The sequence below is a fragment of the Acinetobacter sp. YH16031 genome, assembly GCF_013417335.1.
Taxonomy (GTDB): Bacteria; Pseudomonadota; Gammaproteobacteria; order Pseudomonadales; family Moraxellaceae; genus Acinetobacter.
Genome location: NZ_VPED01000004.1, coordinates 1 through 24,908, shown reverse-complemented (window position 1 = coordinate 24,908; position 24,908 = coordinate 1). Strand labels below are relative to the sequence as shown.

Sequence of the window (24,908 nt, the reverse complement as noted above, 5' to 3'; positions counted from 1 at the left end):
CTTAGTACAGGCTGTGTGAATTCTCTTGAATATGTTTTTTGGTAATCACGCCCCACATCTTGTAGTAACACCAAGTGGTGTAGCACAGAATCAGTGGAACGAAGATGCATGCAGCCACAGTCATCACAGTTAAGGTATTTTGGCTGGAGACCGCATCCCACATGGTTAAGCTTGCAACCGGATTAATGCTTGAAGGCATCAGGAATGGGAACAGGGCAAAACCGGCAGTCAAAATTGCACCGATCACTGCTAAAGATGAACCCAAGAAGCTCAAACCTGCTTTGGCTTTAGATGCAGCCAATACCACAATAATGCCACCTAAAATACCTGCAACTGGTGCCAGTATAGTGATTGGATAAGTGCTGTAGTTGTTCATCCAGCCTGGGTTGGCATTGGTCAGTACTTCTTTTGCTAGTGGATTAGCGATACCGTTAGTTTCGTAAGGAGTCACTAGGGTATAACCCTGGATACCACCGAAATATAACCATGCACCGACTGCCAGGAAAGCTACCAGATAAACAATCCCCATGATTTTGGTTGCTTTGGCAGAACGTTCACGTAAATCGCCATCTGTACGTAGCATCAACCATGCACCACCGTGTGCACACAGCATAGATAAGCTGACAACACCACATACCAGTGCAAATGGATTGAGCAGGGCAAAGAAGCTGCCAGAATAAGTCGAACGAACTGTTTCGTCTAATGTAAATGGAACACCCAGGAACATATTGCCGAATGCGACACCGAAAACCAGTGCAGGCACAGCACCACCAACTGCTAGGCCCCAATCCCAGGCATTACGCCATTTGGTATTTTCCAGTTTGGAGCGATAGTCGAATCCTACTGGACGCAGGAATAAGGCAAACAGAACAAGCAGAAGTGCCCAGTACATACCAGAAAAGGCAGTTGCATAAACCATTGGCCAGGCAGCAAACAGGGCACCACCCGCAGTAATAAACCAGACCTGGTTACCATCCCAATGCGGGGCAATCGTATTGATTGCCGCACGACGTTCTTCATCATTCTGACCCACGAATGGCATGATCGCCATGGAGCCCATATCAAAGCCATCAGTCAGGGCGAAACCAATCAGCAAGACGCCAACCAGTACCCACCAGATTATTTTGAGTAATTCATATTCGATCATGCTTGAGCCTCCTCATTTGCCTTTTTTGCAGCTTCAAGTTTCTCGAAGTGGTATTTACCAGTATGTAGAGAACTTGGGCCAAGGCGTGAGAATTTAATCATTAAGTACATTTCAATGATCAGCAGTACAGTGTAGAACGCTGCTAATGCAATGATTGAACCCCATACATCGCCTGTGCTTAAGCTTGAAGTCGATAAATGTGTAGGCAGAACCTCACCAATAGTCCAAGGTTGACGACCTACTTCAGCAACAAACCAGCCAGTTTGTGCCGCAATCCATGGAAGTGGTAGTGCAAATAATGCAAATTTTAATAACCAAGGTTTGTTTTCTGCATTGCGTTTAGCCACCGCAAAAGTTGCAAGAACAAATAGAACCAGCATCAGGAAGCCAGAAGCGACCATGGCACGAAATGCCCAGAACAGGCTTGGTACATGTGGAATAGTATCTTTTGCTGCTGCCTTAATTTGCTCGTCAGAAGCATCTACAACATTTGCAGTATATTTTTTCAGAAGCAGACCGTAGCCCAAATCTTTTTGAGTTTCTGCAAATGCAGCTTTCAGCTCAGGAGACTGATCACCAGCACGTAGTTTTTCCAGTTGTTCATAAGCCACCATACCGTTACGGATACGACCTTCATGTTCAACCAGTAGGTCTTTAATACCAGTAACAGGAGTATCTACAGAACGTGTAGCGATAATCCCCATAACATAAGGAATTTTCACAGCATAATCGGTAGACATGGTTTCTTTATTTGGGAAGCCAAATAAAGTAAATGCTGCAGGCGCTGGTTCAGTTTCCCATTCTGCTTCAATCGCAGCCAGTTTGGTTTTCTGTACATCACCAATTTCATAACCAGACTCATCGCCCAGCAAGATCACTGAAAGGGTAGACGCTAAACCGAAAATGGCAGCAATCGCAAATGAACGGCGTGCAAATGGCAGGTCACGTTTTTTCAGCATGTAGTAACTTGAAATCGCCAGTACGAAGATGGCACCAGTCACATAACCTGCAGAAACAGTATGTACGAATTTAACCTGTGCAACCGGGTTAAAGATCAGTGCTGCAAAGTCCACCATTTCCATACGCATGGTTTCATAGTTGAATGCTGAACCAACCGGGTTTTGCATCCAGCCATTGGCAACCAGAATCCACAGTGCAGACATGTTAGATCCCAGTGCAACTAACCAGGTCACGCCCAGATGCTGTACTTTGGATAAACGGTCCCAACCGAAGAAGAATAAACCAATGAAAGTAGATTCAAGGAAGAAGGCCATCAAACCTTCAATGGCCAATGGTGCACCGAAAATATCACCCACATAATGCGAATAATATGCCCAGTTGGTTCCGAACTGGAACTCCATGGTCAAGCCTGTGGTTACCCCTAAGGCAAAGTTAATCCCGAACAGTTTTCCCCAAAACTTAGTCATGTCCTTGTAAATTTCTTTGCCGGAAATCACATAGGTGGTTTCCATAATGGCAAGCAGAAATGCCAGGCCTAAGGTCAGTGGAACAAAAATAAAGTGATACATCGCGGTCATAGCGAACTGGAACCGCGAAAGATCGACCACGCTTTCAGAAATCATCAACGTGTCTCCTTGATTTGGGAAGGATTGCCGGCGATACGCTCGGCGACTTGAGTGTCAAAATCTTTTGGAATAGTAGGCGCATCAAACCAAATATTTTTAATTACCAGAAGTAGAATGATCTTGATAATTAAAATCGCAGTAATCTCTCTTACTGTTTTTTGGTTTAAATTTTTAGAAACTAAGCTCATGTGAACAAGCCTATTATGTGGTTTGTTATATATTATTAATCGATTGTAACTAAAAAATAAATAGACCAAATAGTTTAAATAAATATATATTTATAAGTTATTGAAAATATTAATAATATTTAATTAAAAGTTTGATAATTATTCTAAATATTTGTGATTATTTTTTGTAACAATAGATTATTTTAATCTGATTAAAATGGTTGGAATTTATTTTTCAAGTATATTAATCCTGATTATTTTGCTGGGGTTTTTATTCAGTTTTTATTCTAGTTAAAATAGTCGGGATTAATTAAAAAATAAAAAGAACCCGCATCAGGCAGGCTCTTTTCTAATATGAAATTGGGGAGGGCTTCAGAAGTCGTAACGCATACCGACCGATAGTCCGAAGCTGTCTTCACCACGTGCGCCAGCCACTGCATTGCTACGGCCTTGTGCCCAAGGTGTCAGATTTGAGTTTTCATCATTTAATACACTGGCCAGATTGCTGTAGATGCGGACTGCTGGGTCAAGACGATGTTCAATTCCAATCGCCAGTAAAGTAGCATTGGCATCATCGGCATCTACATCACGGTGAAAGACCTGTCCACGCAATGAGGTCTTGGCTGCGAATTTATATTCACCCGCGATGCCAAAGACCTGAGCATCAGGATTGACTTCGGTATTGTCATGCTGAAGGTACTGATACAGACCACCGAGTTTCAAGTCTGGCGTGATTTTGTAGGCACCTGCAATCCGGAAACCATCACGTTCACCACGACTGGCTTCTTCTTCATAATGTTCATATGCCGCTGCAAAATCAACTTTATCTTTTTGGTAGGTAAGGGCAAGGTCATAAGCCTTATCTTTATCTTTTTCACCATCCTTAGAAGCATCCGGGCTGTTGGCTTCATGCAGAGAAAGTGCACCTAGAACATTAAAGCCGTTACCGAATTTTGGTGATTTATATTCAATACTATTGGCATTACGTTCATCAAAACGCAGATTTCCCACCCGAGTCACGTTACGTACATCTCCGACCATATCTCCAAAGAAGTTAACTGGACTGCGCGCCACTTTAAATGGGCTGTCGAAACGGCCGATCCGTGCCTGGCCGAAATCACCTTTTAAACCGACAAAGGTATCGCGAGTAGCAAACTCGACATCATCATTTGCAGAGCCACTAGCAAAGTTAATTTCCTGCTCAATCTGGCCAAATACGGTCATGCCATTTTCAAGTGTTTGTTCAGCTTTAAATCCAAGGCGTGATGCATTGGAGGAAATTCCAACTTCATTATAATCCTGGCCATCATCCAGATAATCTAAAGACACATGTGCACGTCCATAGACTTTGACATCAGCAGCGACTGCCATGAGCGGTGTGAAAACGCTCGCCCCAATTGCGAAAATGCAAAGTGATTTTTTCATATAAAGCTCCAATCAGACTTTTTTAGGTCTTTTGAGGTGTATGCAGTAGCTCGGTCTTGGCTACCATCCTGTATTGGTGCTCAGTATTGAGGATGAATAAGTCAGTATGGTTAAGGAAATATTGCAGATCTATGAAATCTAAAAAGGGAGCAATTTTAATTTTTAAGATTCTGTGCAGGATTTTTTTTGCTTTAGTTAAAGCTGATCAAGTGAATGAGAAATACTGTTCTTAACAAAATTATTTGAGATGAATTCTGTATTTATTGATAATGATAAAAAATGAAAAATAAGGCATAAAAAATGGAGCCGAAGCTCCATTTTTAAGGACGAAGAATGAATTAAAGAGCAGCTTTAATTTTCTCTGCCAGTTGTTTGATTTTTTCCTGATCACCCATTTGTGCAGCATGTTTGCCGAGATTGTGCAAAGAGGTAGGTACCAGATGGAAATGAACATGCGGAACCGTTTGGCCCGCTGCAGCGCCAGAGAGCTGCATCAGTACAATGCCATCTACACCTAAACCTTTTTCAATCGCTTTGGCAATTTTTTGCACCACCTGAATGGTATAGGCTGCAACTTCAGGATCCAGGTCAAGCAGGGTGATTGCGGGTGTTTTAGGAATGACCAGAGTATGACCATCGGCCTGTGGCATGATGTCCATAAATGCAAGAACTTGGTCATCTTCATACACTTTAATTGCTGGAAGTTCACCACGCAGAATTCGTGCAAAAATATTTTGGTCATCGTAAGTCATAAGTGCATTCCTTGAGCAGAATTGAATTGTATTATTTACAGTTCAATTCTTTCTGACGTTCTTTGATCGCGTCAAGACGTTGCTGCTCTTTTTCTGAAAATTTTGGCTTGGTTGTGTAGCAATTGTCATTAAACTTTGCTTTTGCTTCAGGATCCTTGAAACAGAAACCTTTTGATGCATAAATGACATCATGGTCATTTTTCAATTTTTTGCATTCCTGTTCAGATGCAAGAACCGATGTTGAAGCCCCAAACAAAGTTGCAGAGCCGACGAGTGCTGCAACAAATAACTTATTCATAAGAGTTTCCTCAGGTATCACTGCATGTGGCTAGTCTATAGTCACAATATTAGGTTTGTTTATTATTATTCAATGGCGAGATATTACTCAATGGTAATATTACTCCATGATTCATACATTTTTACAGCACTGGAAAAGTCACTATTTTTATCCGACAGATTGCTAGCAGCTTGCACCAGACTTTGACCTAAAGCGAGAAGTGGTACTGCCAGTTTGGCATCGCGCGCAAGATCAAGTGCAATGCCTGTATCTTTGGCTAAAAGAGGCAGGGCAAAGGTAACAGGGAAGCTACGGTTCAAAACACGCTGTGGTAAAACGGTTTCAGTCACATTGCTTTTACCGCTTGATGCATTGATACAATCCAGCGCTTCATTCAGGTCAACGCCGTGCGCTTTCAGTGTGGTAAAGCCTTCTGCTGCTGCACACAGGTTTACAGCCAGTAACATATTATTTACCGCTTTTACCGCAAAGCCGGCACCTGATGTCCCCACATGCTTGATCAATTTGCCAAACGCCTGCATCGCTGGCAGGGCTTTTTCAAAGCCTTCCGCATTACCGCCGACCATCACAGTCAATGTGCCATTTTCCGCACCAATGGTCTGGCCACTCACAGGCGCATCCAGGAAAATCACACCCTGTTCAGCCAGTGCTTCTTCTAAGCGTCGGGCAGCGTCAGGAACACCGCTGGTACAGTCTACCCAGATACTGCCAGCTTTAAGGCTGAGGCCTTGGACTAATGCTTCAACATCGGCACTGGTCGGCAGGCAGGAAAAAATAATATCTGCCTGAACTGCCTGTTCTAAAGCGACAGCTTGGGTGCCATATTCAGCAGCATGTTCTTCAGCCTTGGCAAAAGTACGGTTCCAGACATAGACTGTCTCAAAATGCTTGGGTAAATGCGCTGCCATGCGATAACCCATTGCGCCTAAACCAATAAATGCCACTGACTGAATCATGTCATACCCTCTGAATAAAATAATAAATACCTGAAAATTGCCGGCTCTTCCGGAATTAAGCATCTATCCGGGTTGAGCGTTGTGCCAGCCAGGTGGTCAGTTTCGGCCAGAATGTATTGGCTGTTTTCTGATTGGACATCAGTCCAAGATGACCACCCGGGATAAGAGTAAACGTCTTATCGGTACTACTTGTCAATTCCATCAAAGGTTTAGCTGACTGTTCCGTAACAATCTGATCGGTTTTCCCAGCCCCGACCAGTAAGGAACAGTTAATATTTTTTAGGCCAATCGTTCGGCCGTTTAAAGTCATCGAGCCATTTTTTAAAGGATTTTGCAGCCATAAGTGCAGCACCATGTCCTGATTGATTCCACCCGGATAATCAATCATCTTGTTCAGAAAATTGCCCATGGTGGCATGTTCATAAACATCTTCAACATTTTCTAGGTTCATCAAAAACTGCTTCTGGCTTTTAAACCAGCCAATCGGATCAAGCAGCTTAAATCCCAATGCATTGATGATGCCGGGCGAATGAATATATTCCTTGGGAATCAATCCTTGGTGAATGGCCTGTTGCAGGTTTTTATTTTTAGAAATGAGCTTATTGGTGGTACTAAATAACTTGCCGACTCGACCTGAAGCATAACTGTCAATCGGACTGCCCAGCACAATCAGGTTTTTAACATGTTCAGGCGAATGCAATGCTGTATAAAGCGTGACGAAAATTCCTGCCATGCTCCAGCCATGCAGGGAAATAAACTGACTGCCTGAATGCGAGCAGATCCGTTCAATCGCCTGAGGAATCGCGCCGTCAATAAAAGACAGAAAGTTCAAGTGACGGTGTTTATAACGGAAACGTTTCCATTCCACTAAATAGACATCAAAACCGCTATGCTGAAAATGCTTGACCAGTGAACGGTAAGGATACAGATCATAAATATCCATATTGATCGCAAGAGGGGCAACAAAGACTAACGGCTCACGGTACTTTTTTTCAGGTGCTGCATAATAGCGAATTTTGCAGAACTCAGTCGCAGCAATATATTCAAAGGGTGTTTTTTGCGAAAGAATCAGGGAAGACGAGTTAAATAACCGCGCATTCAGGTGTTTTAATTTTTTCTTCTGGCGTTGAATATTTTGTTTTAACTGAATCATGTAAATAATTTATCCGTATACAAAGGAGAATTGGTCGAAGTCTAAGCAATAATTGCTTATTATGCCTTGACCTGAAATAGCTTAGACGCTCAAAATGTTGGCAATTTTTTACAAAAGGCAGCCTTTGGGCTGAAGTAAAGTGATGAGCCAGCAAGACGATTTTAACTATCAATTAGAAACTTTAGCCATCCGTACCGGTCACACCCGCAGCTTTGAGGGTGAGCATGGTGAACCGATTTTTCTAACATCGTCATTTGTTTATGAAAATGCGGCTGAAGCTGCAGCGAAATTTTCAGGCCAAGAGCCGGGTAATATTTACTCTCGCTTTACCAATCCAACTGTTGCCATGTTTGAAAAGCGTCTGGCTGCTTTAGAAGGCGCAGAACGTGCTGTTGCGACCAGCTCTGGTATGGCTGCCATTATGGCTGTAGCGATGGCTTACCTGAAAGCAGGTGATCATGTGATCTGTTCGCGCGCAGTATTTGGTTCAACAGTTTCTCTATTTGAAAAATACGTGGCTAAATTTGGTGTCGCAGTTGAGTTTGTCGACTTGACTGATCTGGATGCATGGAAAAATGCCATCAAGCCAGAAACCAAATTACTCTTTGTTGAATCTCCATCAAACCCACTGGCTGAAGTGGCAGATATTCAGGCTTTGGCAGATATTGCGCATGCCAATGATGCATTGCTCGCGATTGACAACAGCTTCTGTACACCAGTGTTACAACAACCACTCAAATTTGGTGCAGACTTAGTCGTATATTCTGCGACTAAATATCTGGATGGCCAAGGCCGTGCACTCGGTGGCGCTGTAGTAGGTAACCATAAATTGCTTGAAGAAATCTTCGGTTATGTACGTACCACTGGTCCTTCTATGAGCCCGTTCAATGCCTGGGTATTCCTGAAAGGTCTGGAAACTTTACGTTTACGTATGCGTGAACATTCTGCCAATGCACAAAAACTGGCTGAGTTCTTAAATGCACATCCGAAAGTAGAAAAAGTTTACTATGCTGGTTTGCCTGAACATATCGGTCATGAACTGGCTGCAAAACAACAAACCGGTTTCGGTGGTATCGTATCTTTCGAAGTGAAAGGTGGCCGTGAAGGCGCCTGGAAAGTAATTGACAATACCCAGTTCATTTCAATCACTGGTAACTTAGGTGATGTGAAATCAACGATTACTCATCCAGCAACAACCACGCATGGTAAATTGTCTCCAGAAGCCAAAGCAGCAGCGGGTATTCGTGAAGGTTTAATTCGCGTTTCTGTTGGTTTGGAAGAGATTGATGATATTATTCGCGACATTACACGCGGTTTAGATCTAATCTAATTTTATAAATATATGTTCGGAGATCTTTATGAACATTAATATGTTGATGCAGCAAGCACAGCGCATGCAAAAAGAAGTCGAAAACAACATGAAAAAAGCCAAAGAAGAGCTTGCGCAAACTGAAGTGCATGCTGAGGCTGGTGGCGGTCTGGTGAAAGTTACCATGACTTGCCGCAATGTGGTGAAACGTATCGAAATCAATCCTGAACTGTTACAGGACGATCCAGATATGATCGAAGATCTGATTGCAGCAGCGATGAATGATGCAGCGCGTCAAGCAGAAGCGATCTCTGAAGAGAAAATGAAATCTGCAAACTCAGGTATGGGCTTACCACCTGGTCTGGCTGGTTTATTCTAAGGAAGTATGCGCAATGTTTAGTGATCGTTTTGATCAACTGGTTCAAGCATTACGCATTTTGCCAAGCGTTGGGCCGAAATCGGCCCAGCGTATGGCTTTGCATTTAATCATGAAAAATCGTGAAGGGGCGATCGGTCTGGCACATGCCTTAACTGAAGCAACCGATCACATTCATGAATGCTCGATCTGCCATTCATTGACGGAAGATGAAGTCTGTAATATCTGTACCTCACTTGAGCGTGATGATGAACTGCTTTGTGTCGTGGAATCACCGGCAGATGTCATGGCAATTGAGCAAAGCGGCAGTTTCCGCGGTAAATATCATGTTCTGGGTGGTCATCTGTCACCTCTAGATGGAATCGGGCCTGAAGAAATCGGTATTCCATATTTACTGCAACGCTTAAGTCAGGGACAGATCAAGGAAGTGATTCTGGCTACCAATGCGACTGTTGAAGGACAAGCAACCGCACATTATCTGGTTGAAGCCAGTAAACATTTACCGGTGCAAATGACGCGTATCGCTCAAGGGGTGCCTCAAGGCGGAGAACTGGAGTATGTCGATAGTCATACATTGAGTCAGGCAGTGCATAACCGGATGCGAATTAAGTGAAATATTAATTATATTCTCTTAATATAAAAAATATATTATTAAAAATATAAACTAGATAAGCTATATTCGAAAAATATGGAACAAAAAGTGTGATTTGGTTGTCATATTTTTATATAAAAATTCTATATATCGGGTAATATAGCTTCATCGAGCATCTAATTTTAGACTCAGTCTTTATGTTTCAATTTATTCAACATCAGCACGACTTAAATCATGTCCTGAATCTTATGGATCAAAATCCGGTCTATGGCTTGGATACAGAATTCATTAAGGTAGACACCTTGTGGCCAAAACTTGGTGTTTTTCAAATCAATGTCAATAACAAGGTCTACCTGCTGGATGGAACAACACTGGATCTGAGTGAATTTCTGAATAAGATTTTTAATGCTCAACAGAATATTTTCCATGCCTGTAGTGAAGATATTGACCTGATTTATCACTACACCCAGAAAAAAGCCCTGAGTAATGTCTTTGATACACAGGTCGGCATGTCATTCCTCGGACATGGTTTGCAGGTCAGCTATCAGAATGCCTTGAAACAGATGCTGGATGTCGATATTGAAAAAGATCAGACCCGCTCTAACTGGCTGGCACGACCTTTAAGTTCTGAACAGTTACTGTATGCAGCCAATGATGTGCATTATCTGGTGCAGTTGTCGGATAAAGTCAAACAGGATCTGGAAAGCAAATATCTGCTCGATTTCGCTCTTGAAGATTGCCGTTTTTTGACCCATGAAATTGGTGAAGAAACGCCGACTGCCTTACTTTATCAGGATGTCGGTAATTATCGCCATTCACGCCGTCAATTGATGCAGTTACAACAACTGGCTGTATGGCGTGAGCAGATTGCCAAGGCGTTGAATCAGCCGCGTAGTTTTATTTTGAAAAACTCGACCATGATTGATCTAGTAGAGAAATTCCCGCGCAATAATTTCCAGCTCAGTCAGATGAAAGACATCCGGGCCAATATTGTCCGTGAACATGGCAAGACTATTCTTGATCTGTTGAAATTCCTGCCTGATCAGGCCGACTGGCCACTGCGTCTGGCACGCCCAATCCGCCATTCATCCAGAGAGATTGGTGAGAAGGTCGAAACAATGATCCAGAATATATCCAATGAAATCTCTGTACCTAAAGAAGTGCTGATGCGCAAGAAATGGCTGAATGCCTTATATCAGCATGTGGTATGTCATAAGGATGAACAGGATCTGCCAAACTACTTGCTCGGCTGGCGCTATGAGTTATTAACTCTGCCGCTAATTAAGGTATTGCATCAGGATGAGTCTTATCTGTCGACCCAGATGAAAGTGGTTGAGTGATTTTTACTGGATTGATTAAAGATAAAGCAATTATACAAAATCACGACTGATGCATTTGAAGCGGCTAATGTTTCTGTCGTTTTTTTGATGTATCCTTGCGATTGTTTTTTCAGAAAAGTCGTTTGAAACATGCAAGTGTCTATCTACAAATCTAGCAAAAAAGATGAAATGTATCTTTATGTGGCGCGTCCTGCAGATGAGAACGAAGCCGAAACATTTGAACCACTAGAGGTATTGGCTGAACCGGTACGTGTTGCGTTTGGTCGTGCGACTTTTGTCATGCATCTTGAATTGAGTGAATCGCGTAAACTGGCACGTGCCAATGTTTTACATGTGATGGATTCAATTTCTACCCGTGGTTTCTTCCTGCAAATGCCACCAGAAGGTTTGATTAACCCGAATGCGCCAGCACCAGAAGGTCTTCGTGGGGCTTAAGCTCAGTTCAGGAGTTGTGAAATGAATGGTTTTGTAGCTGTATTGGACTCAATTCCTGATCAGAGTATTGCGTTTGCAGTGTATCTGCTGGGCAGTCTGATTGCGTTAGCCTGCTGGTATGGCGTGACCAAGCGCATGCCAAAAGCAATGGGCGGTTTTTTATGGCTATTGGCCTTTGCCGTGCTGTTGACTCCAACCGTTTCTGAAGGCAGCAATGCTTCAGTTGCGCCCGCTATTTTCGGGCTGCTGTTTGGGATTCTGACCAAGGAATATGAACTCGTTTGGATTAATGCGTCACTTATTTTATTTGTCATTGGTATCGGGTCTGTGATTGGCTATTGCTGGTCGACCTATGCATCCAGTAAAACGGGTCTTGGGTCAAACAAGAAAAGTTCACCGCTGTAAATAAAAAAATAAGGTTCAATCATGTCTGCTGATATTCAACAATTCTCAGGTACGGATCAGTACATTGCCACTGACAGTTTAAAACTGGCTGTGAAAGCTGCGCGTAGTTTGCAAAAACCCTTGCTAGTTAAAGGTGAGCCGGGTACAGGTAAAACCCTGTTGGCTGAACAAGTGGCACAAAGCCTTGGACTGAAGCTGATTACCTGGCATATCAAATCAACGACCAAGGCACAGCAGGGCCTGTATGAATATGATGCGGTATCACGCTTACGTGATAGTCAGTTAGGTGATGATCGCGTTTATGACATCAAGAACTACATCAAGCCGGGTAAACTCTGGGAAGCATTTACCAGTGAAGAACGCTGTGTATTGCTGATTGATGAGATCGATAAAGCAGACATCGAGTTCCCAAATGACTTGCTGCATGAACTCGACAAGATGTCTTTCTTCGTTTATGAAACGGGTGAAACCATTACTGCTACCCAGCGTCCGATTGTCATCATCACTTCAAATAACGAGAAAGAGCTTCCAGATGCTTTCTTGCGCCGTTGTTTCTTCCACTATATCGAGTTTCCGGATGAAGCGACCATGCGTGAAATTATCGATGTGCATTTTGAGAATATTTCAGCAACGCTTGTCAATGAAGCTCTGCAAGTCTTCTTCAAGTTACGCCAGATTCCAGGTCTGAAAAAACCACCTTCAACTTCTGAACTGATCGACTGGTTAAGTCTGTTAATGGCAGATGATATGCCGGAAGACATTTTAAGAAATACCGACAAGTCCAAAGCGATCCCGCCTTTGTACGGCGCGTTGATCAAAAATGAGCAGGATGTGCAACTGCTTGAACGTCTAGCCTTTATGTCGCGTCGCTAAGGGAGAAACACGCATGTTTGTGCGATTGTTTTATACCCTTAGAAAATATGGCGTACCGGTTTCTACCCGTGAGTTGATTGATCTGAATCAGGCGGTAGCGGCAGGCGTGGTTTTTGCCGATCAGGACGAGTTTTATCAGCTTGCTAAAACTGTGATGGTCAAAGACGAGCGCTACTTCGACAAGTTCGATCGCGCCATGAAAGATTATTTTGATGGTATCGCGACTTTTGATCTGGATGAACTGCTGAATCAGGTGCATAAACTGCCCAAAGACTGGTTTGATCTAGAACTTTTGGAAAAGCATTTAACTCCTGAACAGCGTGAAGAACTAAAAAAGGCCGGATCGCTTGAAGAACTAATGAAAATGCTGGAAGAGCGTCTGCGTGAACAGCATAAAAAACATCAGGGCGGTAACAAGATGATTGGTACTGGTGGCACGTCGCCATTTGGTGCCTATGGTGATCATCCTGAAGGTGTGCGCATTGGTGGGCCGGGGCGTAAACGTTCCGCAGTCAAAGTCTGGGAACAGCGTCAATACCGTAATCTGGATGATGATCAGATTCTTGGTAGTCGTCAGATGCAGATGGCATTGCGCCGTTTGCGTAAGTTCGCCCGTCAGGGTGCGGCTGAAGAGCTGGACATTGATAGCACTATTCGTGAAACCGCCAAACAGGGCATTCTGGATGTGCAATTGGTGCCGGAGCGTCGTAACCGCATTAAAGTACTAATGCTGTTTGATATCGGCGGATCGATGGATGCGCATATTGCTCAGTGTGAAAAACTGTTTAGCGCCGCCAAGACCGAATTCAAGACTCTGGAATATTTCTATTTCCATAACTGTCTGTACGACTATGTCTGGAAAGATAATGTCCGTCGTTCCAGCTCGCGCATGAATACCTGGGATCTGTTCAATACCTATGGACGGGATTACCGGGTGATTGTAGTGGGTGATGCCAGCATGGCACCCTATGAGTTGAACTCCGTTGGTGGTTCGGTCGAATATATGAATGATGAGGCAGGACAGGTCTGGTTACAGCGTCTGCGTCAGCATTTTGATAAAACCGCCTGGCTCAATCCTGAAGAAGAAAAATACTGGCATTACACGCATACTATTGGCCTGATTAAGCAAATCTTTGAAGATCATATGTTTCCAATGACCTTAAAAGGCATTGAGGATATGACCAAATATCTGGCGCGTTGATTCCATTTATCTATAAGTGACTTTATCTATAGTTATTAGTGCTTTAAAACGAATTATTCTAGTATAAAGTCACTTGTTATACCTTATTCCAATATTCAGGAATTATTATGGCTCATCAAATTAATGGTATTGCGTTGCCCAATGAAGAGGGCTTCTTTGGTCAATATGGCGGTCAGTTCATTCCACCAGATCTAAAACAGGCCATGGATGACATCAATGTTGCCTATCAGGAAATCCGTCAAACTGAAGAATTCCAGAGTGAATTAAAAGACCTGTTTGCTAACTATGTCGGCCGTCCTAGTCCTTTGTTTCATGCTAAACGCCTTTCTGACCAGTTAGGTGGAGCACAGGTCTATTTAAAACGTGAAGACCTGAATCATACCGGTGCACATAAAATCAATCACTGCCTGGGTGAAGCACTGCTGGCGAAATACATGGGTAAAACCAAAGTCATTGCAGAAACTGGTGCAGGTCAGCATGGTGTGGCATTGGCCACTGCATGTGCCTTGGTGGGTATTCCATGTGAAATTCATATGGGCCAGGTGGATATCGAAAAAGAACATCCAAACGTCGTTAAGATGAAAATTTTGGGTGCTAAGCTGATTTCTGTGACGCGTGGTACAGCGACCCTTAAAGATGCAGTCGACAGTGCTTTTGAAGAATACTTGAAAGATCCGAAAAACTATATCTATGCGATTGGTTCGGTGGTAGGACCGCATCCATTCCCAATGATGGTGCGTGATTTCCAGTCCATTATTGGCGATGAAATCAAGGTTCAAACCAATGAACGCTTCGGTGCAAACCCAGACTTTGTGGTGGCATGTGTGGGTGGTGGTTCAAATGCTATGGGTGCATTCACGGCATTTCTAAATGATCCAGAAGTTAAACTGGTAGGTGTAGAGCCTGCAGGTCATGGTTTAAATACCGATAAGCATTCCGCAACGCTGACTTTGGGTAAACCAAGCCAGTTGCATGGTATGGCATGCTATGTGCTTGAAGATGAGCAGGGTGAACCTTTACCTGTGCATTCGATTGCTTCTGGCCTGGATTATCCAGGCGTAGGGCCACAGCACAGCCTGCTTAAAGATCTAGGTCGTGTGGAATACACTACGGCGACAGATCAGGAGTGTCTGGATGCCTTTATGACCCTGTCACGCGTTGAGGGAATTGTGCCAGCATTAGAAAGCTCACATGCAGTGGCTTGGGCAATTCGTGAAGCGGGTAAACTGCCTAAAGAAACTAAGATTGTAGTGAATCTTTCAGGTCGTGGTGATAAAGACTCTGATTACGTGGCAGAGAAACTCAGTCTTTAATTTGATTTATTGTCATGATCAAAAAAATCCCAGTCTTAAGACTGGGATTTTTTATATCTGATCCGGTTTTGATATGGCATTATCATTTCTTTGTAATGACATTTTGAGCTTGAATCTTAATTTACGTATTTAACTAAGAAAGAATTTTAGCCTGAAATATACTGTTGTAACTGATCAATCAGCTTACGTTGATCTTCCATTGCAGCTTTGACCAAGTCACCAATCGAAATCAGGCCAATCAGTTTGTCATTTTCAACTACAGGTAAGTGGCGTAAATGGCGGTCAGTCATTAATGCTAAGCAGTCTTCAACAGAAGTTGCAGAAGTCACGGTTATGACTTTAGGTGTCATAATTTCATTGACCGTGGTATCAAAAGAGGTTCTTTGCATCAATGCGATTTTACGGGTGTAATCACGCTCTGACAAAATGCCGACCACACTGTCTTCGTGGGTAACGACCAGCGCCCCGATTCCTTTTTCTGCCATCAGGCTAATTGCTTCTAAAACTGTAGAGTCTGGACGGATGGTATAAACTGCCTGATGTACTTTATCACCGAGCACTTGTGCTACGTTGGTCATTCTATTGAGTCCTTTTTATCTAATTATTATGAGTCCTAGAGTATGTATCCAACTGACCATCTCTAGGTGTCTATTTTATGTCTTTATAAATAACATGTTTTTAGGCAAAGTGCAGTCTTTGTTGTGAAAAAAACAGGTGGCGCATCTGTGGAATTGATAATTTTAGTTTAGTGCCATTACCGCTACATAAAGTAGGGGTCACGGCTAGTCGGGACAGTGTAGGTAATAAGTTATTTTCGAAATCTTCCGGGTTAATTCTACGGGGTACATAACCTGGCCAATGTTCCTTGGCATAATTTTTGGCATCCAGAGAATTAAGCCAGAATGGAAAAATATAATCTTCCTGATCGCGCATCATCGCCCAACCCTGATGATAGACGCCCCACAAAACGCCGCAATACATCATAGATTTGAGGATGGTCAGCCTCAAAAGAAAGTTTTTACAAATCGGGTCGTATTGAATAATTTTTCGCATTGTCGTTAAAATAAAGTGCTATTAGAGTTCAGCTCTATTCTAGAAAGTTCCAGTGAAATTACTGTTTCAGCTTTGCAAGCAATCGTAATAAATTATGTCTTAATTGCAGTATTTCGAAAAAATGGCATAAAAAAACGTCACCGAGGTGACGTTTCTTCAGGCTTGCATGGTAGCCATGTTCTGCCAGTATTGCGCTTTGAGTGAATCTCGTTCTACACGAAAACCCTGATAATACAGTTCAGCTAAAAAGAGAGCTGCTTTACCGTGACCGGCGCGCGCTGCATCTTCTAATTGTTTTACTGCATCGACAAAGTTCATTTGCGATTGAATGGTATTCACTGCATCTGCATACAGATGTTCCAAATCATGTTGAGAGATATTCTGCATAATATAAAAACTCCTTAATTTTAATTATGATTTCGGATAGACTTTTAAGTCTAAATACAAATATAACTTAGTATTATTAAACTAATATTACAAAATAATGGAAAAGTCAACTATATCAGCTTTCCTGTTTACTTAATTTATAGTTTGTACGATCAAACTATACACAATTGGAAGTTTGGTTGGTATAGATTTTAACAATAGAACAAAAGAAAAGGAGAACAACATGATGCAAAGAACTCTTGAAGGGCTCAGTTTTGATATGCCCCCAACAGCCAGTCAGATTACAGAATTGGCGCATGTACACCGTAAAAAACTGGATGAGGCAATTTATGACAAATATACCCATCTAGGTGATTACAGTCTGGCTCAACGTAAAGAAGTTTATGATTTTACCCGCGCTCTGGACGAAACCCAGCGTGCAGAGTTTTATAGTCACTATAATGATGAATTGGTCCGAATTGCAGATGAAGATCGACTGCATCCACCTGAAGCAGAAGCCGGCTTAAGCAAGTTTGCAATTTTACTGGTTTTAGGTCTGGTGGCTATGGTCATTGCCTGGAGTGTGTACGAATTGTTGAAATCCTAATCGATTTATAGTCATATCGAGATGTGTATTTATACTGGTCATTCAATCTTTGGCTTGAACTTCATGGGGCCCAGCCATACACTAGCTGCAACTTGAGGTAGTGTATGGCTATAGATAGCAAAAAATTAAGCGATTTTCTGAATAAAATTAAGCTTGAACAAATTTATAATGCGGTTGTTATTTTCATTGTGGCATTAATTTTATGTCTGGCCACATTTGCCATTTATCGTCCATTGACGACTTCTCAACTTAATTTACTTCAGCAACTTGCAGAACAGCAGAGCTTACCTCAAACCCAGGATATGGCTCAGGCTTTGCTGCAACAGCACCGCATCCATCGCGGTCAATATCTTAAATTGATGCAGGCGTATCAGCAGGAATCTCTACGGGCTCGTCAGCTTCCGCCGGTTTCTGTGGATATGCCTTAGGTATTGGAATCGTATTCGGCAGTGGTGTAGAAGGATCTAACAGGTTCTGTTTCAATCGTAGTTTTAATGCCTCTTTATCTAACTCTTGACTTACCACGACCAGCGTTAAACGTTCTGGATGCAGATGTTTGCGCACGGCATTTTGCACATCTGCTGCGGTAATTTTGGCTAGACGTTCTGGATAGCGTGATAGATAGTCGGCTTGCTCTGCATAAAAGCCCATCGTGCCTAACTGGGCATTGATCGTGGCATTGCTGCTGTAATTATTCGGAAATGCTCTTAACATCCCGGCCTTGGTTTCTTCCAGGCGCTTAGTATCAATCGGCTGATTTACAAAGTTGATAAAAGCCTGATGGGCGACCTGAATGCTATCCAGTAATTGATCTTGTCTAGTCGAATAACGGAAGCTAAATATACCGGGTGCCTGACTAAAGCTGAAAGTACTATAGGCACCATAGGTATAGCCGCGTTTTACCCTTAATTCCTGCATTAATACTGCATTAAATCCGCTACCACCAAACATGCGATTAGCCACTTCTAGAGCAAGCCGATCTTCAGTAAAACGGTTTGGTCCTAAGTGGCCGAAGGTCACATGCGCTTGGGATGAGTTATAAGGCAAATGCACGATATCAAAACCCGATTTTTCTTCAGGTTCAGCTAATGCAACAGCTTTCTGTCCTTGAGGCAAATTGCCTGCAATTCGTTCAGAAAGTTCCAGTGCCTGTTTAGAACTGAGTTTGCCGGTAATGGCAATATTCATGTTTTGTGCTACCAGAAACTGGTCGCGGAATTTTTTCAGTAAATCAGCCGTAATTTTTTTGGTACTACCAATGGTGCCGGTAATGGGTTCGGCATAAGGATGCTGACCATACAATGCCCGATAAAACCGGATATCCATCAGTTTACTTGGATTTTCCTGAAGCTGTTTTTGTCCTACTTGAGTATTACTGAGTGCTAACTGAATACTCGAAGGCTTGAATGTAGCATTTTTGAGAACTTCCATCATCATACCCAAAGCAGGTTCCATTTTCTTGGGATCTGACAAAGTTCGCAGGCGAACGACAAACATATCGCGATAAGCCTGTACGCTAAATTGTGCGCCTGTGGCATCAAAGACTGAAGCTACCTGTGCGGCCGTATATTTATCTGTTCCTTCGCGCATCAGTTTGGCTGCTGTGCTGGATAAGCCAAATAAACCTTTAGCAATTTCCTGATCTCGTGCTGATCCGGCATTAAAGGTCAGTTGAATATCGACCATAGGTAAATCACGGGTTTCAACAAATAAAGTGCGAACTTTGTAGTGATTATTCAGGTCATGAATAAAAGGTGCTTGAAATGCCTGCTTTTGATTAATGTTTTTTAAACTTTGCAGGAGAGGGATCGCTTGTAACTGACTGGGATTATCATTCAGATCAGGTTGGGTATCTAAATAATTTTCTGCCCAAAGGCTTGAACTGAGGCTTAAGCTGGTTAAAAGGATAAGAGAGCGAACTTTAGACATTGTAATAACCATTATTGAGCTTTCTGTTCAGGCAAAAGGTAGAGCGTACTTAAATTTTCACGGACAAAATAGGCATTAGCAACCCGCTGAATGTCCTCTGCACGGACACTGTCATAATGCTGAGGCAGTTCATCCATCAGGCGGTAACTCAATCCGTTTACTTCAAGGTTTCCAATCATTTTGGCCTGTCCGCTCAGACTGTCCTGACTATAAATCAGATTTGAAATAAAGCGTGTGCTGATCCGTGCCAGTTCATACTCAGAAATAGCTTCAGTTTTTAATAAATCAATTTCTTTCTGGATGGCCGTTTGTGCTTCTGTCAGATTTACACCTAGAGCCGGAAGTGCGGAAATACCAAACAGGCTATCTCCACGGTTATAAGGATCATAGGATACACTCACAGAAGTAAGCACTTTGCGGTCGCGAACCAGACGATCCTGCAACCGAGAAGAAATCCCACTATCCAGCAGGCTGCGAATAATGGTTAGAGCATAGGCATCTTGAGGATTCTTGGCGGTAGCTAGAGATTTCACATTCCAGGTCATATACAGATTAGGCACCTGAACATTGCTCTCAATTTCCATATGACGATAGCCTAAGCGCTCAAACTCGAGTACATCATTACGTGAGGGTGTGGGACGCGCCGGAATATCACCGAAATATTTCTGTACCTGAACGAGAGCTTCTTGCACATCTAAATCACCGACAATCACCAGAATGGCATTATTCGGGCTATACCAGTCTCGATACCATTTTTTAACATCACTGAGCTGAATATTATTGAGCGTTTTCATGTGACCAATCACAGGCTGACGATAGTGACTGGTGGGGTAACTGATCCATCTAAATCGTTCAAATGCCTGGGCACGCGGATTATCATCAGTACGCTGACGCCGTTCTTCCATCACTACTTTAATTTCCGGATCAAAATCTTGCTGGCGTAACAAGAGGTTGTTCATGCGGTCAGATTCAAGTTCGAGCGCCATCGGGAAATAGGCTTTGGGATAGAGTTGATAATAGTTCGTGTAATTGGTAAAGGTTGCGGCATTAATACTGCCACCATAAATCCGGCTCAGGCGGGTAAATTCATCATTGGGAACCTTGCTCGTGCCTTTAAACATCATGTGTTCCAAGGCATGGGAGACGCCGAGAATATTACCAGATTCGTCGCTACTGCCGACTCTATACCAGATTTGTGTCATCACCATCGGGGAGCGATGATCTTCCCGGATAATGACTTTTAAGCCATTACCTAAATAGGTTTCGATGGTAGTGCGGGATAATTCACTCTGTGTTGCGGCATGCACCGGGCTAAAACCAAAACTCAGGATGAGTACTGCAACAGGAGAAATCCGCTGTTTGATGATTCTGGATAAGGAGGAGATAGCAAAAAAAGATATGGACACAAAGTCTTCCAATGAATAGATATTTGTATTTAGGATTATTTTTCAGAAATCTTGTATTGAAAGCAACCAAACACTGTTATTTTTTGGTTGTTTATTCATGGATTGGATTGCCCGCTCAAAACCCTGCAAGTTATGCTAGAATTCAATTTTTTAACGCAATGCTTTTCAAGGATTCGGCATGCAACAGCAATCTAATGGGCAAAACAAATTTTTGATTGATGCTGATATCGGAGATGATGATGTCACATTACCGAGTTTACCTGCGGTTAATGTGCCAATTGTAGAAACACCAAGCGCAACTGCTGAAGTTTCTGCACCTGTAGCGACAGAAGCTCAGGAAGAAGAACCTGCTACAAAAGGCGGTTTCTTTAGCCGTATGAAAGAGGGTTTAACCAAAACCCGTAAAAATCTTGCCGATGGGATGGTCAATATCCTGATTGGTGGCAAAGAAATTGACGATGAATTATTAGAAGAAGTTGAAGAACAGCTTTTGGTTGCAGACATCGGTGTTGATGCGACTAAAACAATTATTGCCAATTTGACTGAACGTACCGCACGTGGTGATCTGATCTATTCTCACTCGCTGTATAAAGCGCTTCAGGAAGAACTGGTGGCTCTGTTGGCTCCGCGTGTAAAACCGCTGCATATCGATCCAAACAAAAATCCTTATGTAATTCTGGTGGTGGGTGTAAATGGTGTAGGTAAAACCACGACCATTGGCAAACTCGCAAAACGTCTGCAAGGCGAAGGTAAAAAAGTCATGCTGGCTGCGGGTGATACTTTCCGTGCTGCTGCAACTGAGCAGTTACAGATCTGGGGTGAACGCAACAATATCGCCGTCGTAGCCCAAGGTCATGGTGCTGACTCTGCTTCTGTCATTTTTGATGCTTTCGAAAGTGCACGTGCCAAAGGTGTGGATGTTTTAATTGCAGATACTGCAGGCCGTTTGCATAACAAAGGTCACCTGATGCAGGAATTGACCAAGGTTAAACGTGTCATGCAGAAGATTGATGCGACTGCGCCACATGAAGTGATGCTGGTGGTGGATGCCGGTACAGGACAGAATGCCATTAATCAAGTTGAAATGTTTGATGAAGCAGTAGGTTTAACGGGTTTAACCATTACCAAGCTGGATGGTACTGCAAAAGGTGGTGTGCTGTTTAATATTGCCAGCCGTACCCATGTACCGATTCGCTTTATCGGTGTAGGTGAGAAAATTGATGACTTACGTCCATTCTCGGCAAAATCATTCGTTGCTGCATTGTTTGAAACTGAAAAATAATTAATGCGACTTGCGTCACATAAACTCCGCTAAATGCGGAGTTTTTTTGTTTTTAAGGAGTTTGAATGCTCTAAAAAGCAGCATAAAAAAATAGCAAATCCTGCCTGCCTGAATAAACCCATTATAATTGTATGGGATTTTCCTGATGATTGAAGTTCAGGCTATATGTAGAGGGTAGAAAATGGCATTACTCAATAAAATTGGGCAGGTATTAACAACTGACCTGACTAAGGATTTTAAATTTCCTAAAAAAAGTAAAGCAGTTGAAAATTTAGAATTCACTTTTGTTGAGAAATTAAAAAAGTGCCGTGGGACCTATCAGCTAGGTAAGCGTGTGCATTACAGTCAGGCTTATCTGACCGAGCTGATTCAGGAAGCTGTGCATAGTTGTCCTTCAGCCTATAATTCACAAAGTGCACGCATTATCGTGCTATTTGCCGATTCACATCATCAATTCTGGAATATTGTGAAAGACATTCAACGCTAGCATGTGCCGGCATCGGTCTATGAAGGGATTAGAATCAAGCTGGATCAATGTGCAAATGCCTATGGCACGATTTTATTCTATGAAGATCAGCGCGCCATTCAGCAATTACAGAAAAAGATTCTATTTAGTGCCGATGATTTTCCACTGTGGTCAGAGCAGACTTCTGGCATGGTACAGTTTGCTGCGTGGACTGCGCTGGCAGATGCTGGTCTAGGTACTTCTTTGCAACATTATAATGCGCAGATCAATCACCCTGTAGCTGAGCATTTTAAGATTGATGAAAACTGGTTGCTACGTGCTCAGCTCTGTTTCGGTTCAATTGAAGAAGCAATAGAAGATAAAATTGAGTCTGTAAACCCAGACAGCTTCCAGGTATTTAGCTAAGACCTGTGATTCTTGAAATTAGTATGTGCTAAGGTGACTGATACAAAGGATCAACCTTAACATCTCTGAGAATGTTCTATAAATAAAACACATTGTTATCGAAATAAGACTGTTTTGGGTAGTGAAAATGCTTAGGATGATCTTATCGGTTTTTAATAATCAAAATAGAACGAGGTGAGATCATGGCATTTCTAGATCATATTAAAAAACGCCGTAGTATTTATGCCATTGGGAAAAATGTCAGCCTGGATCAGGCAGAAATTGAAACCATCATTAAAGAGGCGGTGAAACATAGTCCATCATCTTTTAACTCGCAATCTTCACGCGTGGTGATTTTGTTTGGTCAATCACATGATACTTTTTGGCATATTGTGCGTGAAACTTTACGCGACCTGGTATCAGCAGATGCTTTTGAGGCTACCAATAGCAAAATAGATGGTTTTGCGGCAGGTTATGGAACGGCACTGTTTTATGAAGACCAGAATGTTATTAAAGGAATGCAAGAGAAATTTGCGCTGTATGCAGATAATTTCCCGATCTGGTCAGAGCATGCTAGCGGTATCGCGCAGTTTGCAACCTGGACAGCTTTGGCTGAACATAATATTGGCGCATCACTACAGCACTACGATCCGATCATTGATGAAGAAGTAGCGCAAACTTTTAGTATTCCATCGAACTGGAAACTTCGTGCTCAATTGGTATTTGGTTCAATCGAAGCGCCTCCAGGTGAAAAAACCTTTGTGGATGATGCAGAACGATTTAAGACCTTTGCATAATCGATTTAGAGATGAGAAAGAAGTACTGTTAAGTACTTCTTTTTTTATGTGTGATACAGCAGAAATCAGAAGATAGATAGTCTGATAAATGCTGAGTAAAGTGCTGTAGAGGAAAAGCATTTGTCATAGAATTGTCATTTGTACACGGCATAGTGCAATGAAAATTTTATATATTAACCGGAATGAGTGAGAGACATGGATTTACGTATCACAGTAGCTGTAGTTGCATTATTGGGCAGCACATCAGTTTTTTCAGCCGTGACATTAACCGTACCTGAAGAAATCAAGATGATTGCAGTGAATGATCAGGAAGTACGTTCAGGTCTATTGCGCTCAGATCAAACTTATAAACTGGATGCTGGTACGAATGCGATTAGTGTTCGCTATACTGAATTTTTCCAGCACAATGACAATTCTCATGACATTTTAAAATCTGGCGTAGTAACTGTAAAAACTCCAGAACTTAAAGATGGTGAAGCTTATAAATTGGCTTTAATTAACGCGCCTAAAAATTTTGATGAAGCGAAAAAATATAAAGATCAGCCAATTATTGGTTTATATGATGCAAAAAATCAGCTTCTGGTTCAGCAGGCGGGAGCAAAAGATGCAGCGAAACCATTACTAGGGCAAAGCGTTTTAGGAAAATCTGTGGATTTGACAACGAATAAAGTAATAACTCCAACAAATCAGCCGGCAGCGGTCTACACTCAAACTGCAAGTACACCGAATATTGCTACTGCAAACGTTCAGGAAAATGCATCAGTTGGTCAGCTTGATCAGAAATTAATTCAGTTATGGAAGCAGGCATCTAAAGCTGAACGACAAAAATTTATGAATTGGCTTGGCGAGCAGGAAAATTAAAATTTATTGTTCAATATTAAAAGGGATCCTATGCAACGATTCCTTTTAATAAAAACTAAACTAATAGAAATTCACATTTGCTTAAACTTTTAGGCTGAAAATGACTGGAAAAAAGCATTAAAACTGCTAAAAATAGCAATTCAGATTAAAAAATAAACGTACAATGCGCTTTTTTGAATATTTTTAAGAAAAGCTCTTGCACTGGTTCGGAAACTGTATAGAATACGCAGCACACCAACGCAATGCATGAAACGAAACGTTAAGTGGTTGGGTTGGAGCTTAAAACTGACGAGGTTTTAAGTAAGATCATTAAGAGATTATGAAGAACAACTTGTGTGGATTTTTACTGGTTGATTGATCGAAATTATTTTCATTGATTGATTGGTTTAAATTACTCGAAGTTTATTTGAGCGAAATTTAAGTCAGAAA

The 24,908-nt window shown here is 42.2% G+C and carries 27 protein-coding genes and 1 pseudogene; 15 read left to right on the top strand and 13 right to left on the bottom strand.

Going from position 1 to position 24,908, the window contains the following annotated elements:
• Position 1 precedes the first annotated feature (1 nt).
• The 8 genes from cydB to FTV31_RS02835 form a co-directional block, all read right to left on the bottom strand.
• The gene (gene cydB, locus FTV31_RS02870; protein ID WP_180003736.1) at positions 2–1,147 is read right to left on the bottom strand and encodes a cytochrome d ubiquinol oxidase subunit II; all 1,146 of its coding nucleotides are present in this window, start codon (positions 1,145–1,147) and stop codon (positions 2–4) included.
• The gene (locus FTV31_RS02865; RefSeq protein WP_125279135.1) at positions 1,144–2,730 is read right to left on the bottom strand and encodes a cytochrome ubiquinol oxidase subunit I; all 1,587 of its coding nucleotides are present in this window, start codon (positions 2,728–2,730) and stop codon (positions 1,144–1,146) included. The genes cydB and FTV31_RS02865 overlap by 4 nt, the downstream gene beginning before the upstream one ends.
• Entirely contained in the window at positions 2,730–2,921 is a 192-nt protein-coding gene (gene cydP / locus FTV31_RS02860) for a cytochrome oxidase putative small subunit CydP (protein WP_004783737.1), read from the bottom strand. Before cydP ends, FTV31_RS02865 begins: the two co-directional genes overlap by 1 nt.
• Before the next feature lie 351 nt (positions 2,922–3,272).
• Complete coding sequence (locus tag FTV31_RS02855; protein WP_180012917.1) at positions 3,273–4,325, bottom strand: porin; 1,053 nt, start codon at positions 4,323–4,325, stop codon at positions 3,273–3,275.
• Between the two features lie 338 nt (positions 4,326–4,663).
• Positions 4,664–5,077 (bottom strand): HIT family protein, encoded by a 414-nt coding sequence (locus tag FTV31_RS02850; protein WP_180012916.1) that lies wholly within the window; start codon positions 5,075–5,077, stop codon positions 4,664–4,666.
• 31 nt (positions 5,078–5,108) lie between these two features.
• Complete coding sequence (locus FTV31_RS02845; RefSeq protein WP_159124442.1) at positions 5,109–5,375, bottom strand: YARHG domain-containing protein; 267 nt, start codon at positions 5,373–5,375, stop codon at positions 5,109–5,111.
• An 83-nt stretch (positions 5,376–5,458) separates the two neighbouring features.
• Positions 5,459–6,331 carry an NAD(P)-dependent oxidoreductase gene (locus tag FTV31_RS02840; protein WP_166134859.1) on the bottom strand — a complete coding sequence of 291 codons (873 nt, stop codon included), beginning with the start codon at positions 6,329–6,331 and terminating at the stop codon, positions 5,459–5,461.
• 55 nt (positions 6,332–6,386) lie between these two features.
• Positions 6,387–7,484, bottom strand: coding sequence for an alpha/beta fold hydrolase (locus FTV31_RS02835; RefSeq protein ID WP_180012915.1), 1,098 nt, complete (start codon positions 7,482–7,484; stop codon positions 6,387–6,389).
• Between the two features lie 142 nt (positions 7,485–7,626).
• Here FTV31_RS02835 and FTV31_RS02830 point away from each other — a divergent pair, with 142 nt between their 5' ends.
• The 9 genes from FTV31_RS02830 (at position 7,627) to trpB (ending at position 15,328) form a co-directional block, all read left to right on the top strand.
• Complete coding sequence (locus FTV31_RS02830; RefSeq protein ID WP_180012914.1) at positions 7,627–8,814, top strand: O-succinylhomoserine sulfhydrylase; 1,188 nt, start codon at positions 7,627–7,629, stop codon at positions 8,812–8,814.
• A gap of 28 nt (positions 8,815–8,842) precedes the next feature.
• Positions 8,843–9,172: a YbaB/EbfC family nucleoid-associated protein gene (locus tag FTV31_RS02825; RefSeq protein WP_125279140.1), complete on the top strand. Its 330-nt coding sequence runs from the start codon at positions 8,843–8,845 to the stop codon at positions 9,170–9,172.
• A 13-nt stretch (positions 9,173–9,185) separates the two neighbouring features.
• A complete protein-coding gene (recR, locus tag FTV31_RS02820; protein WP_125279141.1) occupies positions 9,186–9,782 on the top strand; it encodes a recombination mediator RecR in 597 nt (198 codons plus the stop codon).
• Positions 9,783–9,958: 176 nt separating this feature from the next.
• Positions 9,959–11,101 carry an HRDC domain-containing protein gene (locus tag FTV31_RS02815; protein ID WP_179992997.1) on the top strand — a complete coding sequence of 381 codons (1,143 nt, stop codon included), beginning with the start codon at positions 9,959–9,961 and terminating at the stop codon, positions 11,099–11,101.
• 129 nt (positions 11,102–11,230) lie between these two features.
• Positions 11,231–11,536 carry a YcgL domain-containing protein gene (locus tag FTV31_RS02810; protein ID WP_004783715.1) on the top strand — a complete coding sequence of 102 codons (306 nt, stop codon included), beginning with the start codon at positions 11,231–11,233 and terminating at the stop codon, positions 11,534–11,536.
• Between the two features lie 21 nt (positions 11,537–11,557).
• Positions 11,558–11,941: a hypothetical protein gene (locus FTV31_RS02805; protein ID WP_180003755.1), complete on the top strand. Its 384-nt coding sequence runs from the start codon at positions 11,558–11,560 to the stop codon at positions 11,939–11,941.
• Between the two features lie 21 nt (positions 11,942–11,962).
• Positions 11,963–12,814 carry a MoxR family ATPase gene (locus tag FTV31_RS02800; RefSeq protein WP_104426039.1) on the top strand — a complete coding sequence of 284 codons (852 nt, stop codon included), beginning with the start codon at positions 11,963–11,965 and terminating at the stop codon, positions 12,812–12,814.
• A gap of 13 nt (positions 12,815–12,827) precedes the next feature.
• Positions 12,828–14,015 (top strand): VWA domain-containing protein, encoded by a 1,188-nt coding sequence (locus FTV31_RS02795; RefSeq protein WP_180003757.1) that lies wholly within the window; start codon positions 12,828–12,830, stop codon positions 14,013–14,015.
• A 107-nt stretch (positions 14,016–14,122) separates the two neighbouring features.
• A complete protein-coding gene (gene trpB / locus FTV31_RS02790; protein WP_180012913.1) occupies positions 14,123–15,328 on the top strand; it encodes a tryptophan synthase subunit beta in 1,206 nt (401 codons plus the stop codon).
• 146 nt (positions 15,329–15,474) lie between these two features.
• Here the strand turns inward: trpB and FTV31_RS02785 are convergent, their stop codons facing one another.
• The 3 genes from FTV31_RS02785 to FTV31_RS02775 form a co-directional block, all read right to left on the bottom strand.
• Positions 15,475–15,906, bottom strand: a complete 432-nt coding sequence (locus FTV31_RS02785) for a CBS domain-containing protein (protein ID WP_125279146.1) — start codon at positions 15,904–15,906, stop codon at positions 15,475–15,477.
• Between the two features lie 100 nt (positions 15,907–16,006).
• Positions 16,007–16,381 carry a DUF2750 domain-containing protein gene (locus tag FTV31_RS02780; RefSeq protein ID WP_034171083.1) on the bottom strand — a complete coding sequence of 125 codons (375 nt, stop codon included), beginning with the start codon at positions 16,379–16,381 and terminating at the stop codon, positions 16,007–16,009.
• Between the two features lie 156 nt (positions 16,382–16,537).
• Positions 16,538–16,771, bottom strand: coding sequence for a hypothetical protein (locus tag FTV31_RS02775; RefSeq protein WP_034171084.1), 234 nt, complete (start codon positions 16,769–16,771; stop codon positions 16,538–16,540).
• 220 nt (positions 16,772–16,991) lie between these two features.
• Between FTV31_RS02775 and FTV31_RS02770 the strand changes: the two genes are divergently transcribed.
• On the top strand, positions 16,992–17,354 hold the full coding sequence (locus FTV31_RS02770; protein WP_081402667.1) for a hypothetical protein: 363 nt from the start codon (positions 16,992–16,994) through the stop codon (positions 17,352–17,354).
• Positions 17,355–17,458: 104 nt separating this feature from the next.
• Positions 17,459–17,782 (top strand): hypothetical protein, encoded by a 324-nt coding sequence (locus FTV31_RS02765; protein ID WP_180012912.1) that lies wholly within the window; start codon positions 17,459–17,461, stop codon positions 17,780–17,782.
• Here FTV31_RS02765 and FTV31_RS02760 read toward each other — a convergent pair.
• Together FTV31_RS02760 and FTV31_RS02755 are read right to left on the bottom strand one after the other, a co-directional pair.
• Positions 17,706–19,283 (bottom strand): pitrilysin family protein, encoded by a 1,578-nt coding sequence (locus FTV31_RS02760; protein WP_180012911.1) that lies wholly within the window; start codon positions 19,281–19,283, stop codon positions 17,706–17,708. The genes FTV31_RS02765 and FTV31_RS02760 overlap by 77 nt on opposite strands.
• Positions 19,284–19,294: 11 nt before the next feature.
• A complete protein-coding gene (locus tag FTV31_RS02755) occupies positions 19,295–20,635 on the bottom strand; it encodes a M16 family metallopeptidase (RefSeq protein WP_373686974.1) in 1,341 nt (446 codons plus the stop codon).
• 232 nt (positions 20,636–20,867) lie between these two features.
• Here FTV31_RS02755 and ftsY point away from each other — a divergent pair, with 232 nt between their 5' ends.
• The 4 genes and pseudogenes from ftsY (at position 20,868) to FTV31_RS02735 (ending at position 24,479) form a co-directional block, all read left to right on the top strand.
• On the top strand, positions 20,868–21,971 hold the full coding sequence (gene ftsY / locus FTV31_RS02750) for a signal recognition particle-docking protein FtsY (RefSeq protein WP_034171087.1): 1,104 nt from the start codon (positions 20,868–20,870) through the stop codon (positions 21,969–21,971).
• A 181-nt stretch (positions 21,972–22,152) separates the two neighbouring features.
• Positions 22,153–22,842, top strand: a pseudogene (locus tag FTV31_RS02745) (nitroreductase family protein).
• Between the two features lie 182 nt (positions 22,843–23,024).
• Positions 23,025–23,618: a nitroreductase family protein gene (locus FTV31_RS02740; RefSeq protein ID WP_180012909.1), complete on the top strand. Its 594-nt coding sequence runs from the start codon at positions 23,025–23,027 to the stop codon at positions 23,616–23,618.
• Positions 23,619–23,813: 195 nt separating this feature from the next.
• Positions 23,814–24,479 (top strand): DUF2057 domain-containing protein, encoded by a 666-nt coding sequence (locus FTV31_RS02735; RefSeq protein ID WP_180012908.1) that lies wholly within the window; start codon positions 23,814–23,816, stop codon positions 24,477–24,479.
• The last annotated feature ends 429 nt before the right edge of the window (positions 24,480–24,908 follow it).

Coding starts and splice junctions, on each gene's coding strand:
- FTV31_RS02780 (WP_034171083.1), bottom strand. CDS start 16,381: ATGCGAAAAATTATTCAATACGACCCGATTTGTAAAAACTTTCTTTTG.
- cydB (WP_180003736.1), bottom strand. CDS start 1,147: ATGATCGAATATGAATTACTCAAAATAATCTGGTGGGTACTGGTTGGC.
- FTV31_RS02805 (WP_180003755.1), top strand. CDS start 11,558: ATGAATGGTTTTGTAGCTGTATTGGACTCAATTCCTGATCAGAGTATT.
- FTV31_RS02865 (WP_125279135.1), bottom strand. CDS start 2,730: ATGATTTCTGAAAGCGTGGTCGATCTTTCGCGGTTCCAGTTCGCTATG.
- FTV31_RS02855 (WP_180012917.1), bottom strand. CDS start 4,325: ATGAAAAAATCACTTTGCATTTTCGCAATTGGGGCGAGCGTTTTCACA.
- FTV31_RS02835 (WP_180012915.1), bottom strand. CDS start 7,484: ATGATTCAGTTAAAACAAAATATTCAACGCCAGAAGAAAAAATTAAAA.
- FTV31_RS02740 (WP_180012909.1), top strand. CDS start 23,025: ATGGCATTTCTAGATCATATTAAAAAACGCCGTAGTATTTATGCCATT.
- FTV31_RS02795 (WP_180003757.1), top strand. CDS start 12,828: ATGTTTGTGCGATTGTTTTATACCCTTAGAAAATATGGCGTACCGGTT.
- FTV31_RS02840 (WP_166134859.1), bottom strand. CDS start 6,331: ATGATTCAGTCAGTGGCATTTATTGGTTTAGGCGCAATGGGTTATCGC.
- FTV31_RS02850 (WP_180012916.1), bottom strand. CDS start 5,077: ATGACTTACGATGACCAAAATATTTTTGCACGAATTCTGCGTGGTGAA.
- FTV31_RS02770 (WP_081402667.1), top strand. CDS start 16,992: ATGATGCAAAGAACTCTTGAAGGGCTCAGTTTTGATATGCCCCCAACA.
- recR (WP_125279141.1), top strand. CDS start 9,186: ATGTTTAGTGATCGTTTTGATCAACTGGTTCAAGCATTACGCATTTTG.
- FTV31_RS02760 (WP_180012911.1), bottom strand. CDS start 19,283: ATGTCTAAAGTTCGCTCTCTTATCCTTTTAACCAGCTTAAGCCTCAGT.
- FTV31_RS02845 (WP_159124442.1), bottom strand. CDS start 5,375: ATGAATAAGTTATTTGTTGCAGCACTCGTCGGCTCTGCAACTTTGTTT.
- FTV31_RS02785 (WP_125279146.1), bottom strand. CDS start 15,906: ATGACCAACGTAGCACAAGTGCTCGGTGATAAAGTACATCAGGCAGTT.
- FTV31_RS02810 (WP_004783715.1), top strand. CDS start 11,231: ATGCAAGTGTCTATCTACAAATCTAGCAAAAAAGATGAAATGTATCTT.
- FTV31_RS02765 (WP_180012912.1), top strand. CDS start 17,459: ATGGCTATAGATAGCAAAAAATTAAGCGATTTTCTGAATAAAATTAAG.
- FTV31_RS02825 (WP_125279140.1), top strand. CDS start 8,843: ATGAACATTAATATGTTGATGCAGCAAGCACAGCGCATGCAAAAAGAA.
- cydP (WP_004783737.1), bottom strand. CDS start 2,921: ATGAGCTTAGTTTCTAAAAATTTAAACCAAAAAACAGTAAGAGAGATT.
- FTV31_RS02815 (WP_179992997.1), top strand. CDS start 9,959: ATGTTTCAATTTATTCAACATCAGCACGACTTAAATCATGTCCTGAAT.
- FTV31_RS02800 (WP_104426039.1), top strand. CDS start 11,963: ATGTCTGCTGATATTCAACAATTCTCAGGTACGGATCAGTACATTGCC.
- trpB (WP_180012913.1), top strand. CDS start 14,123: ATGGCTCATCAAATTAATGGTATTGCGTTGCCCAATGAAGAGGGCTTC.
- FTV31_RS02830 (WP_180012914.1), top strand. CDS start 7,627: ATGAGCCAGCAAGACGATTTTAACTATCAATTAGAAACTTTAGCCATC.
- FTV31_RS02735 (WP_180012908.1), top strand. CDS start 23,814: ATGGATTTACGTATCACAGTAGCTGTAGTTGCATTATTGGGCAGCACA.
- ftsY (WP_034171087.1), top strand. CDS start 20,868: ATGCAACAGCAATCTAATGGGCAAAACAAATTTTTGATTGATGCTGAT.